Raw genomic sequence first — 14,111 nt, forward strand, 5'->3', positions numbered from 1 at the left:
CGGTGATGGTGGTTTCGACCGAGCGGCTGGCCGACGCCCTGCGCGCGGCGATGCGCGAGAACGAGCGGCTGCGCACGGAGAAGGAACGGCTGACCGAGCCGGTGGCGATCGTCGGCATGGCGTGCCGCTACCCGGGCGGTGTGACGACGCCGCAGGAGCTGTGGAGGTTCGTCGCCGACGGCGCGGACGCGATCGGCGATCCACCGACCGACCGGGGCTGGAATCCGACGAACGGACGACAAGGCGGATTCCTGCACGACGCCGCCGACTTCGACCGCGAGTTCTTCGGCCTGACCGAGGAGGAGGCACTCGCATCCGACCCGCAGCAGCGGCTGCTGCTGGAAACCTCCTGGGAGGCGCTCGAGTCGGCCGGCATCGATCCGCTGTCGCTGCGCGGCAGCCGGACGGGCGTGTACGCGGGGGTCATCTTCCACGACTACGCCTACCGGTTCCGGCCACCACCCCCCGGCATCCGCGGGTACGCCTACTTCGGCAGCGCCGGCAGTGTCGCCGTGGGCCGGCTCGCGTTCCACTACGGATTCGAGGGCCCGGCGATGTCGCTGGACACGGCGTGCTCTTCATCCCTGGTCGCGATGCATCTGGCGGTGCAGGCGCTGCGACGGCAGGAGTGTTCCCTCGCGCTGGCCGGGGGAGTGGCCGTGATGTCGACGCCGGAACTCTTCGAGGAGACCGCCCGGCAGGGCGAAGCACTGGCGGGGGACGGACGCTGCAAGTCCTTCGCCGCGGCGGCGGACGGCATGGGGCTGTCCGAAGGAGCGGGAATGGCCGTACTGGAGCGGCTGTCCGACGCGGTACGCCACGGCCACCCGGTCCTGGCCGTGATCCGTGGCAGCGCGGTCAACCAGAGCGGCGCCGCGAACGGATTCGGCGCACCGAACGGCCCGTCGCAGGAGCGGTTGATCAGGCAGGCCCTCGCCGACGCCGCGGTGTCGGCAGGCGACGTGGATGTCGTCGAGGCGCACGGGACCGGTACCCCGGTCGGCGATCCGATCGAGGCCAACGCCCTGGCCGCCGTGTACGGGGCCGGCCGGACCCGTCCGCCGCTCTTGCTGGGGTCGATGAAGTCGAACTTCGGGCACACCCAGTCCGCGGCCGGGATCGGCGGAGTCATCAAGATGGTGCAGGCGATGCGGTACGGCCTTGTGCCGCCGACGTTGCACGTCGACCGGGCTTCGCCGCACGTGGACTGGGACGGTGTCGAACTCGTCCGGCGCCCGACGGCGTGGCCGGCCGGTCCCGGGCCGCGGCGAGCCGCCGTCTCGGCTTTCGGCGTCAGCGGCACCAACGCCCATCTGGTACTGGAACAGGCGCCGCCGTCCGCGACCGAGGCACCGGTGGCGCGGACGGTTCCCTGGGTTCTCTCGGCGCGGAGCGCCGAGGCGCTGGCCGCACAGGCCGAACGTCTTCTGGCGTACGTGGGGGATCGGCCGGAACTGTCAGTGGTCGACGTGGCGTTCACGCTGGCGGTCGGCCGGGCGTCCCTGCCCGTGCGCGCCGCCGTCGTCGCCGACGATCTCGGCGACTTTCAGCGCGGTCTCGAAGACATCGCCAAGAATCCCGAAGCGCCGGTGGGAAAAGGGGCTGCCTTGGACATCGTCGAACATTTTGTGCGGGGCGCGAATGTCGACTGGCGGACGTATTTCGAGGGAACGGGCGGACGGTTCATAGAACTGCCCACCGCCGCATTCCGCCGCCGACGCCATTGGCTCTGACAGCGCTGCGGGAATCGACGGTGCCCGTCGATCGTCGAGTATGCCGGACGCTCACCGCGGACCCGGCCGGATGCGAGGATTTCTGATGGCAACGCAGTTTGGCGTGGGAATGCCCACGCTGGCGGCAGCGGGTAACGACTTCCCGCTCGCCGAATCAGCTCGACGAGCGGAGCAACTGGGGTTCGACTCGCTGTGGGTGGTGGATCACCTCATTTTCCATACGGGCATCGTCGAGCCGGTGACAGCGCTGGCGACAGCCGCCGCCGTCACCGAAGACATCGGCCTCGGCTTCGGCGTTCTCCAGGCGGCGATGCGGCAACCGGCACTCCTGGCCAAGCAACTGGCGTCCTTGCAACTGCTGTCGCGGGACCGGATCCGGCTCGGCGTCGGCGTCGGTGGCGAGAACCCTGCCGAGTGGGCCGCCGCCGGCGTTCCGCCCGGCACCCGCGGCAGACGCACGGACGCGTTGCTCGCCGCGCTGCCCGGCCTTCTGGCAGGTCAAGCGGTGCGGCTCGGCCCTCCCTACGACCTCGACGTCCCCGCACTGGCCCCCGCCGCGAAGATGCCCCCGGTCTGGATCGGCGGCCGCGGGGAACCGGCACTGAACCGGGCCGCCCGGTACGGCGACGGCTGGCTGGGCCTCTTCCTCGACGCCGCCCGCTTCGACGGACGGCGGAGCCGGCTCGCCGAACTGGCCGAAGCGCTCGGCCGTCCGGCGCCGCGGGTCGGCATCACGGTCTTCACCGCCGTAGACGACCGGCGACCCGGGCCGGTGAAACGCTCCGCCGGGGACTTCCTGGCCGCGGTCTATGGCGGCTCCTCACCACAGATCGAGCGATACCTGATTGCGGGCACTTCGGCCGAAGTGGCCGATGGGCTTGCCGAGTTCCGTGCCGCCGGCGCGGATCTGGTCGTGCTGCTCCCCGCGGCGACCGATTACCTCGACCAATACGAGCGTCTCGCTTCGATTGTGGTCGGCAACTCTTAGGACATCAGAGATATGGGTATCGGAATCATAGGGCTGGGTTCCTACCTGCCCGAGCGGGTGATCACGAACGCGGACATCTGTTCTTGGACGGGCGTCACCGAGGAGTGGATCGAGCAGCGGACCGGAATTCGCGAACGCCGTTATGCCACGCCGGGAATGGTGACCTCCGACCTCGCGGCTCGCGCGGCTCGCGCCGCGCTCTCGTGGCAGGACGGACCCGGCGACGACCGTCTTGCCGCGCTCGTGGTGGCGACGTGCACGCCGGACGTGCCGCAGCCCGCCACGGCAGCCATCGTGCAGCACAAACTGACCATGCGTTCGGTTCCCGCGTTCGACGTCAATTCCGTCTGCGCCGGCTTCGTGTTCGGGCTGGCGGTGGCCGAGGGGATGCTCGCGAGACAGGGCGGCGACGCAACCGCACTGCTGATCGGCGCGGACATGTTCTCGACGATCATGGACCGGACCGATCGCCGAACGGTGACGCTTTTCGGGGACGGGGCGGGCGCGGCGGTGCTCGGCACGGTGCCCGATGGGTACGGCATCCGGGCCATCCGCCTCGTCACCGACGGGGATCGCTACGACGAGGTGACGGTCCGGGCCGGGGGGACCCGCACGCCGCTGGACGCCGCCGCTCTCGCGCGGGGCGATCACCTGTTCCGGATGAACGGCCCGCTGGTGAAGAGCTACGTGATCGCCAGCACCCGCAAGCTGGTCTTCCAGACGCTCGACGAGGCGGGCCTACGGCTGGACGACATCGATCGGTTCGTCTTCCACCAGGCCAACATGCGTCTTCTGGAGGCACTGGCCGATGATCTCGGTGTGTCCATGGACCGAGTGCCGACCACGGTGGGCGAGTTCGGCAACACGGCGGCTGCCTCGGTGGCGGTGACCCTGGACGAATCCCACCGTGCCCGTCCGATCGCTCGTGGCGAGCGGATCCTGATCACGGCGGCGGGTGGCGGGCTCTGTACCGGAGCTGTGGTGATGACCTGGTACTGAGCCCGGATCAGCGGTTGTCCGAACCTGCTTCGAACATTTCCGCGACGTCAGATCGCCCCGGCACGCAATGCGTAGGAAACGGCATGCACCCGATTCTTGAGATCCAGGCGCAGCATCATCTGTTGAATGATGTTCTTGATCGTCCGTTCGGAATAGTGTAATTCGCTGGCGATTTCCTCGGTGCTGCGCCCGTTCGCCAGGAGCCGGAGCACGTCGGCTTCGCGGCGGGTGATGCCGCCGGGATGGCGGCCGTATTCATCGGGGGTGGGATCTTTGCGATTGCGCATTCCGTCGACCAGCCAGCGCGTCGCTATTTGCGGTAAAACTGAACCGCCATAAGCGCTTGTGAGCGCAGTTGCGATGATTGCTTTCGGTGAGACCGTTTTGCAGGAAAGGATGCTGACGACTCCGCAGGCGATCGCGTGGGCCAGCTGTTGTTCCCGCATGGCCCCGGTGACCAGGACGATGCATTGGGCGGGGTTCTCGGCGTGGGCCGCTAAGAGGGAAAGGCTGTCCATGACCGTCTCGGTTAACTCCCCGGCCAGCATGACGACAACGTCCGCCTCGGGTGATTGCGTCAAGTGGGCGCGCGCCGTGGTGAGGAGGTCCAGCTGGGAGGTGACCAGGCCTGCCAGCTGCCGGTCGGCGGTGGCTTCGGAGGTGGCGACCGAAAGTGCGATGGGCTTCGTCGGGCCCTCGGCGGCCGAGTTGGCGTTCCTGGGAATGGTGTGTTCCCTTGGGCCGGGAAAGGATTGTGTGTTGGGTGTTTCGGTAGGTGTTTGATGGAGGTGTTCCACCGCTTCTCCTTCAGAAGATTGTGACCTGGGCTTTTCCGGCCCAGTATTGACATATTCGCGCTACGTCGTTAAGGCGAGCGCCTGGATGAAGTGCCGCGTCCCGGTGCTTGCCTCTAAGGACGAGGCATCCCAAACACCGGTTCAACGTGCCATGCGTGAGCCCTCCTCTGTGCCACCGCGCCCCCTACGGGCTCGCAACACGATTATGATCGGTCTTTCTTTGAGGTGTCCGACGGGCAGGATCCGGCGCTTCCCGTTCCGGCTTCGGGGAATTCATCCGCAACGACTGGGTGTGCTACCGCGACACACTCATAGCGGCGACTTGATCGCCTGAACCCTCATTGAATCGGCACCCCACCGCGACCGCATCAGCCCTTGTGCCGGAGTCCCGCCGCGCTGAGGGCTTCGCCGAGAAGGCGAACGGCCTTCGGGCCCACTCCGTGCATGGCCAGCAGCTCGGCCTCGCTCAGTTCGGAGACCTGGGCGAGAGTGGTGACGCCGACGTTGGCGAGCGCCCGTGTGGCGGGATTTCCGATGCCCTTGGGCAGGTCGCCGACTGCGCCCGCGGCCGCCGTGTCCGCGGCCTCCGCCTGCGCCACGAGTTGCTTCGGGGCGCGCGCGAGCCACGCGCGACGTACCCAGTGGTTGAGCTGCCGGCCGTTGATGTCCCCGACCGGAACACGTACGCCGATGGACGTCGTGCCGCGGGTCAGCCGCTCGGCGGTCGGGTGCGCGGCAAGGACCTCGTCCGCCTCCGTCGCGGGCAGGTGGAGCTGTACCCGTTTGTCCTGGCCCAGCGAGGCGAACCGTTTGCCGCGCACCGTGAAGGTGATCACGCCGGGGCGGACGGTTTCCTCGGCGGTCCCGGGGAGCGAGAGCGCCGTCTTGCGGAGCTGGGCGAGGCTCGTCATGAGTGCACCTTGGCAGGTCGACCGGAGTGGGGAGCTCTCACGCCTGTGGCTGAGCGCGGGCGATGAGCAGGGCCACGTCGTCGTGGTTGTCGGGGTGGTGCAGGGTGCTCAGCAGGAGGTCGCAGACGTCCTCCAGCGGGTGAGCGGGATCGTCCAGGAGGCCAAGGAGCGTGTCCAGCCGGTCGTCGAGGTCGTGCCGGCGCGTCTCGACGAGCCCGTCGGTGTAGAACACGAGTTGATCGCCGGGATCGAAGTCGACGGTGATGGTGGAGAAGGCGACACCGCCCACGCCCAGCGGCGCCCCGGTGGGCAGTTCGAGCAGTTCCGGAGGGTGCCCGACGCGGATGCGGGCCGGCGGCAGATGCCCGGCGTTGGCGATCCTGCACTGGTGTCTATGGGGGTCGTAGACGGCGTACACGCAGGTGGCGATGGACTCGTCCAGGCCCCCGGTGGTCTTGTCGAGGTGTTCGAGAAGCCGGGCGGGGTCGAGGTCGAGCGAGGCCAGGGTGCTCGTCGCGGTACGCAGCCGGCCCATGGTCGCGGCGGCGTTGATACCGCTGCCCATCACATCACCCACGACGAGCGCGGTCTTGTCGCAGTCCAGCGGGATGACGTCGAACCAGTCGCCGCCCACCTCACCGGCCGCACCCGCGGGCTGGTAACGGGAGGCGACCTCCAGCCCGGCGGTCGTGCTCGGGAGGCTGGGCAGCAGGCTGCGCTGCAAGGTGATGGCGGTGTTGCGGGCGTTCTGGTACCAACGGGCGTTGTCGATCTGCACGGCCGCACGGGCCGCCAGCTCCCGGGCCAGCGCGAGATCGTCGTCGCCGAAGGGCACCGGGTTGCGGGTCCGTTTGAGATCCAGGGCACCGAGTACCTCGCCGCGCGCGATCAACGGCACCGCCAGATACGAATGGACGCCTGCCCGGTCCAGGAGTACGGCAGCCCCGGGGGCCTGGGCGATACGGGGCAGGTCCTCGTCCTTCACCTGCGACACCATGACCGGCAGGCCCGTGCGTATGCACTGGGCGACGAGGCAGTCGGCGTCGTACCGGGCCACCTGACCGGGAGGGGCGACCCCGTCGGAGGCCTCGACGGCGGCGTGATCGGCCTTGACCGCCAGCGTGCGGATCAGCGTGGGCTCCGTGGGACCGAGGTCGCTTCGGCGGCCCTCCACCACCGCCTCCAGCAGGTCCACGGACGCGATGTCGGCGAGCTCCGGCACGGCGACATCGGCCAGTTCACAGGCGGTGCGGTCCAGTTCCAGCGTGGTGCCGATGCGGGCGGAGGCGTCGGCGATGACCGTGAGGCGACGTCGCGCGGCCTCCGCCTCGATCGTCGAGCGGTGCCGCTCGGTCACGTCGACGACCGAAACGGCGACCCCCAGCACGGTGTCCAGGGAGTCCTCCAGCCGGTAGTACGACGCCGACCAGGCATGATCCTCGTCCGGATCGGCCGGGGTCCGGCCGACCGTGGACTGTTCGACGACAGGGAGGCCGGTGTCGAGGACCTGGCGCGCCGTGGACTCGATGGCGTCGACGTCCAGGAACGGCAGGGCCTCGCGGATCGTCCGGCCGACGTGCTCCGCGGCGGGGATGCCGTTTATCCGCTCCAGGGCCGGGTTGACCGACACGTACCGCAGGTCCCTGTCCAGGACCGCCAGCCCTATCGGCGACTGCGAGACCATCCGTACGGACAGTGCCACATCCCGTTCCAGGCGGTGCACGGTCGACTGGTCGGCCGCGAGCCCCAGGGCGTAGACGCCGCCGCGGTCGTCCAGGAGCCGCATGTTCCGGAACTCCACGAGCCGCGTGGTGCCGTCCTTGTGCCGGACGGGAAAGCCGCCCGCCCAGCTCCGGCCGGTCTCCATGACATCGCTGAACAGCTTGACGACCAGGTCGACGTGCTGCTCGTGCACCATCAGCCGGGCCGCGAACTGCCCCAGCGCCTCCGCTGCCGGGTAGCCGAACAACTCCTCGGCCTGCGGGCTCCACAGCACGACGCGCCCCTCGGTGTCCAGCACCACCGAGGCCACGCCCAGCACGTCCAGCAGCCCGCTCGGCTCCAACGTCCCGCGGACCCGCTCGTCGTCGTCGGACACGGGTATTCCGGCTGCGCTCATTGCAGGCACCGCTTTCGCCCGTCCACGCGGCACGCCGTTCCCTGTGCCGACTGTCCCCTGTTCTACCGTGCTCACCGTTTCCTCCGGTGCCGTTCTGGTCTGCCTTCACCATCTCCCAACACAGCGGTGGTTGTCCGGCGAAGACGCTACGGCGATGGCGCGGAGATCATGGCACGGTGGCGCCGCGCCCCGGCGTGGGCCACCCCTCAGGCACTGTGATCAGGGGGCTCAGGCGTCACAGTCGTTTCCGGCCGCGGGCAAAAGATCATGGGCCGTGGAACCTCGGGGTGGGCCGCCGAACCTCCGAGACCGGGCAGAACGGCCTCCGCGAGGGCGTTTTCGCACTCGGTGGGGTCAGGGGGCGACCGTCAGGGTCGCCCAGACCGCGTGGCCCCCGGTGAGCGTGGAACGCTCGACTCCCCAGGTCTCGGCGAGGTGCTCCACGAGAAGCAGCCCGCGGCCGTTCTCGTCGTCGGGGCCCGGGTCGCGCCGGGGCAGCAGACGGCACGTGCGGTCCTGATCGTGCACCTCCAAGCGGAGGCCGCCGTCCGCGATGAGCCCGACGCCGCACAGAATCCGCGTACTGACCGTGTGCAGTACGGCGTTCGTGGCCAGCTCGGACAGGAGCAGCACGGCGTCCTCACGCACCTCGCGGGGCAGGCGCCACGCGGTGAGCCGCTCGTCCATCGCCTTGCGCGCGACCTTGACGCTGGTGCGGTGCGCGGGCAGATCGAGCCAGTGGGCGGTGTCCGGGCTCGTGGAGCCTAAGAGTCGGGGGGAGGGAGTCGTGTGGGGGGACACGGTGGTTGCCTTCCAACGGGGACGAGCGCTGGGCGAGTGGGGGATCGCAGCCTTCGGCTCCGTCCGGAGGGGTGGTCCGGCGGCCTGTGGTCCGAACGCCGGGGACGCCAACTCCACAGGGCGTGGCGGGTGTTGACGGAAGTACGCGTGCGTTCGGAGGGATCGCTCACGGAACTAACTATGCTCGTAGCCGAGTTCACGCTGCAACTGTCTCCTTGATAATTTCAGCAAGGCGGTATCTGTCTGGTGCCGCCAGCAAGTCGCTGTCAGACTCGTCCGGGTGACAGTTCCTCAGGAGGTAGGGCGTGAGTGACGCTCGTTCGGGCGCGGGTACCAGCGCACCCACCGTTCTCCGCATGATCCTGGGCAAGCGACTGCGGGTACTGCGGCAGGGCGCGGGAGTGTCGCTGGAGGACGCGGCGAAGGCCCTGCACGTGAAGCCGCTGACCATCCGCCGCCTGGAGAAGGCGGAGGTCGCCCTCAAGACCCTCTACGTCGAGAAACTGCTCCAGACCTACGGCGCCGCCCAGCAGGAGGTCGACGAGTTCGTCACCCTGGCCGAGCGGGCCAACGAGCCCGGCTGGTGGTACGCGTACCGCGATGTGGTGCCCGAGTGGTTCAGCGCCTACGTGAGCCTGGAGACCGGCGCCAAGATGTTGCGCACGTACGAGCCGCACTACGTCACCGGGCTGCTGCAGACGTACGACTACGCGCGCGCGGTGCTGCGGGGAGGCTTTCCCAACGAGAACGACGAGGGCCTGGCGCGGCGGATCGATCTGCGGCTGCGTCGGCAGAGCCTGCTGGAGAGACCCGACGCGCCCACCCTGTGGGTCGTGATGGAGGAGACCGTACTGCACCGGGTGGTGGGCGGTGCCGAGGTGATGCGGGAGCAGATCGAGCGGCTCCTGGAGGCCTCGGAGCTGGAGCATGTGAGCGTCGACGTCGTGCCGTTCACGGCGGGGTCCCATGTCGGGGCCTGCGCCCCCTTCACCTACTTCCGGTTCGAGGAGCGGGAGTTGCCGGACATCGTCTACAGCGAGATCCTCTCCGCCTCCGTGTACCTGGACCAGCGCTCCGACGTCGCCGGTCATCTGGAGGCACACAACCGGATGTCCTTGCTGACCTCGTCCGCGGACAGCAAGGCCCTGTTGAACCGCATGCGCAAGGAGTACTCATGAGCACCACCGACGGAATTGCGTACAACGGAAGCGTGTACAACGGAATGCCCGCTTCGGAACTCGGCGAGCAGGGCTGGGAGCGTCCGTGGAGCGGCCCCAACGGAGGCCAGTGCGTGGAGACGAAGCAACTCGCCGACGGCCGGGTGGCGATGCGGCAGTCGACGGATCCCGCCGGTCCTGCGCTGATCTACACCTCGCAGGAGATCGCCGAGTTCGTCGTCGGCGTCAAGAAGGGCCTCGCCGACCATCTGACGACCGGCTGACCGCACCACGAACGGAACACCTCGGGCCCGCCCTGGCTGCGACCTGCCCGGCACGCCGACGCACACCCCTGAAAGGGACAGAATGAGCACCTCCCACGCCGCGCGGGACATCGACACCAGCAGGCCGCACTCCGCCCGCATGTACGACTACTACCTGGGCGGCAAGGACCACTTCGACATCGACAAGCGGGCGGCGGAGACGGTCGCGGAGGCCTATCCCGGCATCTTCGTGTGCGCCCGGGAGAACCGGTCCTTCATGCACCGGGCCACCCGGGTCCTCGCACGGGAGCACGGCATCCGCCAGTGGCTCGACATAGGCACCGGCATCCCCACCGAGCCGAACCTCCACCAGGTCGCCCAGTCGGTGGTCCCCGAGGCCAGGGTGGTGTACGCCGACAACGACCCCCTCGTCCTCAAGTACGCCGAGCGCCTGATGCGCAGCACACCCCAGGGCCGCACCACGTACGTCCAGGCGGACGTCAACGACCCCGAATCGCTCCTGAACGCCCCCGAGTTGGCAGAAGTACTGGACCTGGCCCAGCCCGTGGCGCTGTCCCTGAACGCCCTCATGCACTTCGTCACCGACGCCCAGGACCCGTACGCGATCGTCGGCCGTCTGCTGGACGCCCTCCCCTCGGGCAGCGCCCTGGCCCTGAGCCACTGCACGCCCGACTTCGACCCGCCGACCTGGGCGAAGGTCACCGCGATCTACACGGGCGCCGGCACGCCCGTGCGGTTCCGCTCCCGGCAGGACGTCGCCCGCTTCTTCGACGGCCTCGACCTGCTCGACCCCGGCATCTCCGTCGGCCACCGCTGGCGCCCCGACGCGCGGCAGGAACACGTGGCCACGGAGCGGCAGCCGACGGACGCCGAGGTCAGCCTGTGGACCGGGGTGGGCGTCAAGCCGTAGCCCGGCGGTGCCGCCGCCACTCGGTCCGGGTGAGTTCGTACTCCACCTCGCCGTGCTCGGAGCCCGCGAGCGCGTCCGGCCAGTCCTGGGTGAAGGTCCGGACGAAGGACAGGCCCGCCTTCTCCATCACTCGCCGGGACCCGGTGTTGACCGTCATGGTGTTCGCGGTCACCCGCTCGACTCCGAGGTCGGTGAAGCCCTTGTCGATCAGGGCCCGCGACCCCTCGGTGGCGTAGCCGCAGCCCCGAGATGCCTTGTTGAGCCGGTAGCCGAGTTCGACGACGGCCGGGCTGTCCTCGGCCGTGGGTCGGAATTCGAACCAGCCGAGGAACAGCCCGGTGGCCTTCTCCTCGGCTGCCCAGTAGCCGCGCGTTCCCAGGCACGGGTGGTCGTGCAGGAGCCGCGGCAGGGTCCGTTCCCGGATCTCCTCGCGGGTCACCGGCCGGCCACCGTTGATGAACCGCATGACGTCGGGGTCGCCGTCCAGCGCGAGCAGGTGGTCGACGTCGGCGACGGTGAACGGCCGCAGCACCAGCCGGTCGGTCTCCAGGAAGATGCCCATGCCGTGATGTTCACCGGCGTCGGACGGGCCCGCCAGCGGATTTCAGGAAACCTTGCCCTCGACGGCTTTGAGGAGGTCGGCCCGTGAAGGTCCGGGCGGTGCGTGCTGCTCGATCTCGGGGATGAGCCGGGCGACCGCGTCGGCGAGGGCCGGAGCGCGCAGCAACTCGCGGGCGCCGGGCAGCGCTGCAGGCTCATGGCGAGCCCGCGTCCCACGGTCGGGGTGGTGAAGATGACCGGGCGGCTGCTGCGCCGGACGTGGTCGAAGAAGGCGGGGCCGGTGATGCCGCCGTCGAAGATGCGTGCCACGTGGGCCCCGGTGTCCTGCGCCAGTTGCTCGGCGTAGGCGTTCCAGGACGACCAGGAGGTGGTGTCGTCGTCGAGAAGGACGACGGTGTCCTGAGCGGCCACGTCGCTGGTGTCGTCGCCGGTCGCGACGGCGTAGAGCCGGTCGGCGCCGATGAGCCGGGCCTCCAGGCCGTGCCGTTTCAGGTCCTCGGACCGCACCCAGCACACGGCGAGGTCCAGGCTGCCGTCGGCGACCCGGGCGGCCTGGGTGTGGGAGGGCGCGATCCACGCGTCGATGTGGAGCTGGGCCACGGCGGAGGTGCGGGCGGTCAGGTCCGCCGGAAGCCAGTTGACGTAACCGAGCCGCACCGGATCCGATCCAGACAGCCGACGGGCGCGGTGCTGGAGGTCGTCGGCCCGTTCCAGCAGGGCGCGGGTGTGGGGAGCAGGGCGGTACCGGCCGCGGTGAGGGACACCGAACGGCGGTCACGGTCGAAGAGACGCACCCCCAGATCGCGTTCGAGTGCCTTGATCTGCTGCGACAAAGACGGGCCGGCGATCAGTAGCCGCTCGGCGGCCCGGCCGAAGTTCAGCTCCTCGGCGACCGCCACGAAATACCGCAGTTGACGCAACTCCACGCCCGTCGTCGTAGAGGAGGAACTCCACACGAAGGTGCTCGGCACGCTGCCGCTGCGCCCGTGGATGACCCTCACCGTCACCGCTCTCCAGTCCCACCCCAACGACCCGGGCGGGACCGACGCCACGCCGTGACGGCTCGACACGCGCCACGACTTCCGTTGGCGGCTACCGCCACTGTGCACCCGTCTGTGCAGGGAGCCTGGAACCAGCGGGCGTGCGGCGTACGTTGGGACGCCATGCGGATCACGAAATACACCCATGCATGTGTGCGGCTCGAACACGAAGGCCGGGTGCTGGTCATCGATCCCGGGACGTGGAGCGAGCCGGCGGCCTTGAGGGGCGCGGACGCCGTGCTGGTGACGCACGAGCACGCCGATCACATCGACGTCCTTCGGCTGGCCGGGCTCGGCGTGCCGGTGTACGCCCCGGCCGACGCGCACATTCCGCGGCCGGCGACCATCGGGGTGTCCTCCGGCACCGAGTTCACCGCCGCGGGTTTCCGAGTACGAGCGGTCGGCGGGCGTCACGCGTTCATCCACGACGGTCAACCGGACTGCGCGAATCTCGGCTACGTCATCGACGAGGCGGTCTACCATCCCGGTGACTCGCTCCACGTCCCTGGGCAGCCGATCGAGACGCTCCTGGTCCCGGCCCAGGGATCGTGGATGAAGACGGCGGAGGCCATCAGCTTCGTCAAGGCGATCGAACCGCAGAGGGCGTTCCCGATACACGACGCCCAGATCAACCATCGTGGCCTCAGCAGCGTGAACGGCTGGCTCGCCGAGTCGACCGACTGCGGCTACCGCTATCTGGCGCCCGGCGATTCCCTCTGAACCGTCAGTGGGCGATGCCGTCGATCAGGTCGCGGGCACCCTGGCGCAGCAGGGCCACCGCGACGGAGGTGCCGAGCGTGGCGGGATCGAGGCGGCCCGCCCATTCGTGGGCGTTGAGCTGGGTCTTGCCGTCGGGAGTGAACACGCAGGCGCGCAGGGAGAGTTCGCCGCCCCGTCCGGCCGTGGCGTAGCCGGCGATCGGGGAGTTGCAGTGGCCCTGGAGGACGTGGAGGAACATGCGTTCCGCGGTGGCTTCGCGGTAGGTGTCCGGGTCACCGAGTGCGCTGACGGTGTCGATGACCGTCGTGTCGCCCTCGCGGCACTGCAGGGCGAGGATGCCCGCGCCGATCGGCGGCATCATGGTCTCGGGGGAGAGGATCTCGCTGATCACATCGGTGCGGTCGATACGTTCCAGGCCGGAGACCGCGAGCAGCAGCGCGTCCGCCTCACCGGCCGCGAGTTTGGCCAGCCGCCGGTTGGCGTTGCCGCGGAACGGCACGCACTCGAGGTGCGGGTGCGAAGCGGCCAACTGCGCGATGCGGCGTACCGAGGAGGTGCCGATCCGGGTTCCGTCCGGCAGCTCGTCGAGGGTGAGTCCGCGGGGGTGGATGAGGGCGTCGCGGATGTCGTCCCGCTTGAGGAACGCGGCGAACATGGTGCCCGCCGGCAGCGGCCGGTCGGCGGGCACGTCCTTGACGCAGTGCACCGCCAGGTCCGCCTCCCCGGCGAGCAGCGCGGCGTCGACCTCCTTGGTGAACGCCCCCTTGCCCTCGACCAGGGCGAGATCGCCCATCCACTTGTCGCCGGTCGTCTTCACGGGCACCACTTCGGTGCGCATGTGCGGGTGGAGCGCGGCCAGTTCGGTCTGTACGCGCTTCACCTGAGCCAGGGCCATGGGCGAGTCGCGGGAGACGATACGGATCAGTTCAGGGACGGACATGCCATCACGATAGACCGTTGGACCCGCCCGTCCCGCATCCACCGTCATTCCCTTTCATTCACCTTCATTCACCGTCAATCACTGGAACATGCCGGTCCGCCGCGGCGAGCCGTCCTGCCCTCGGCTGCTCTCGGCGCGCAACGCAACCATA

13 protein-coding genes and 2 pseudogenes are annotated in these 14,111 nt (G+C 69.3%); 8 read left to right on the forward strand and 7 right to left on the reverse strand.

From position 1 onward, the window contains the following. The first annotated feature begins 5 nt into the window (after window positions 1-5). The 3 genes from OHA11_RS45570 (at window position 6) to OHA11_RS45580 (ending at window position 3,720) form a co-directional block, all read left to right on the forward strand. Complete coding sequence (locus OHA11_RS45570; protein ID WP_266508259.1) at window positions 6-1,733, forward strand: type I polyketide synthase; 1,728 nt, start codon at window positions 6-8, stop codon at window positions 1,731-1,733. Window positions 1,734-1,818: 85 nt separating this feature from the next. Next, window positions 1,819-2,721, forward strand: coding sequence for an LLM class flavin-dependent oxidoreductase (locus tag OHA11_RS45575; RefSeq protein WP_266508260.1), 903 nt, complete (start codon window positions 1,819-1,821; stop codon window positions 2,719-2,721). A gap of 12 nt (window positions 2,722-2,733) precedes the next feature. Continuing rightward, on the forward strand, window positions 2,734-3,720 hold the full coding sequence (locus OHA11_RS45580) for a 3-oxoacyl-ACP synthase III family protein (protein ID WP_266508261.1): 987 nt from the start codon (window positions 2,734-2,736) through the stop codon (window positions 3,718-3,720). Between the two features lie 47 nt (window positions 3,721-3,767). On the opposite strand, the gene OHA11_RS45585 is transcribed toward OHA11_RS45580, so the two are convergent. The 4 genes from OHA11_RS45585 to OHA11_RS45600 form a co-directional block, all read right to left on the reverse strand. Further along, window positions 3,768-4,517, reverse strand: coding sequence for a response regulator transcription factor (locus tag OHA11_RS45585; RefSeq protein ID WP_266508262.1), 750 nt, complete (start codon window positions 4,515-4,517; stop codon window positions 3,768-3,770). 368 nt (window positions 4,518-4,885) lie between these two features. Further along, complete coding sequence (locus OHA11_RS45590) at window positions 4,886-5,428, reverse strand: MmcQ/YjbR family DNA-binding protein (protein ID WP_266508263.1); 543 nt, start codon at window positions 5,426-5,428, stop codon at window positions 4,886-4,888. Between the two features lie 37 nt (window positions 5,429-5,465). Beyond that, the gene (locus tag OHA11_RS45595) at window positions 5,466-7,547 is read right to left on the reverse strand and encodes a SpoIIE family protein phosphatase (protein ID WP_266508264.1); all 2,082 of its coding nucleotides are present in this window, start codon (window positions 7,545-7,547) and stop codon (window positions 5,466-5,468) included. Window positions 7,548-7,901: 354 nt separating this feature from the next. Continuing rightward, window positions 7,902-8,348, reverse strand: coding sequence for an ATP-binding protein (locus tag OHA11_RS45600; protein WP_266508265.1), 447 nt, complete (start codon window positions 8,346-8,348; stop codon window positions 7,902-7,904). Window positions 8,349-8,653: 305 nt separating this feature from the next. Here OHA11_RS45600 and OHA11_RS45605 point away from each other — a divergent pair, with 305 nt between their 5' ends. The 3 genes from OHA11_RS45605 (at window position 8,654) to OHA11_RS45615 (ending at window position 10,699) form a co-directional block, all read left to right on the forward strand. After that, window positions 8,654-9,526 (forward strand): helix-turn-helix transcriptional regulator, encoded by an 873-nt coding sequence (locus OHA11_RS45605; protein ID WP_266508266.1) that lies wholly within the window; start codon window positions 8,654-8,656, stop codon window positions 9,524-9,526. Next, window positions 9,523-9,789, forward strand: coding sequence for a DUF397 domain-containing protein (locus tag OHA11_RS45610; protein ID WP_266508267.1), 267 nt, complete (start codon window positions 9,523-9,525; stop codon window positions 9,787-9,789). The genes OHA11_RS45605 and OHA11_RS45610 overlap by 4 nt, the downstream gene beginning before the upstream one ends. Before the next feature lie 82 nt (window positions 9,790-9,871). Then, window positions 9,872-10,699, forward strand: coding sequence for an SAM-dependent methyltransferase (locus OHA11_RS45615; RefSeq protein ID WP_266508268.1), 828 nt, complete (start codon window positions 9,872-9,874; stop codon window positions 10,697-10,699). Here the strand turns inward: OHA11_RS45615 and OHA11_RS45620 are convergent. Together OHA11_RS45620 and OHA11_RS48445 are read right to left on the reverse strand one after the other, a co-directional pair. After that, a complete protein-coding gene (locus OHA11_RS45620; RefSeq protein WP_323186799.1) occupies window positions 10,689-11,261 on the reverse strand; it encodes a GNAT family N-acetyltransferase in 573 nt (190 codons plus the stop codon). The genes OHA11_RS45615 and OHA11_RS45620 overlap by 11 nt on opposite strands. Before the next feature lie 230 nt (window positions 11,262-11,491). Next, window positions 11,492-12,186, reverse strand: a pseudogene (locus tag OHA11_RS48445) (LysR family transcriptional regulator); the annotation flags it as partial. A 13-nt stretch (window positions 12,187-12,199) separates the two neighbouring features. Here OHA11_RS48445 and OHA11_RS45635 point away from each other — a divergent pair. Then, window positions 12,200-12,319, forward strand: a pseudogene (locus OHA11_RS45635) (muconolactone Delta-isomerase family protein); the annotation flags it as partial. A gap of 104 nt (window positions 12,320-12,423) precedes the next feature. Then, window positions 12,424-13,020, forward strand: a complete 597-nt coding sequence (locus OHA11_RS45640; protein WP_266508271.1) for an MBL fold metallo-hydrolase — start codon at window positions 12,424-12,426, stop codon at window positions 13,018-13,020. A 4-nt stretch (window positions 13,021-13,024) separates the two neighbouring features. Here the strand turns inward: OHA11_RS45640 and hemC are convergent, their stop codons facing one another. After that, window positions 13,025-13,960 (reverse strand): hydroxymethylbilane synthase, encoded by a 936-nt coding sequence (gene hemC, locus OHA11_RS45645; RefSeq protein ID WP_266508273.1) that lies wholly within the window; start codon window positions 13,958-13,960, stop codon window positions 13,025-13,027. Window positions 13,961-14,111: the final 151 nt, after the last annotated feature.

Origin of the sequence: Streptomyces sp. NBC_00878 (genome assembly GCF_026341515.1) — a bacterium.
In the GTDB taxonomy this organism is placed as follows: Bacteria; Actinomycetota; Actinomycetes; order Streptomycetales; family Streptomycetaceae; genus Streptomyces.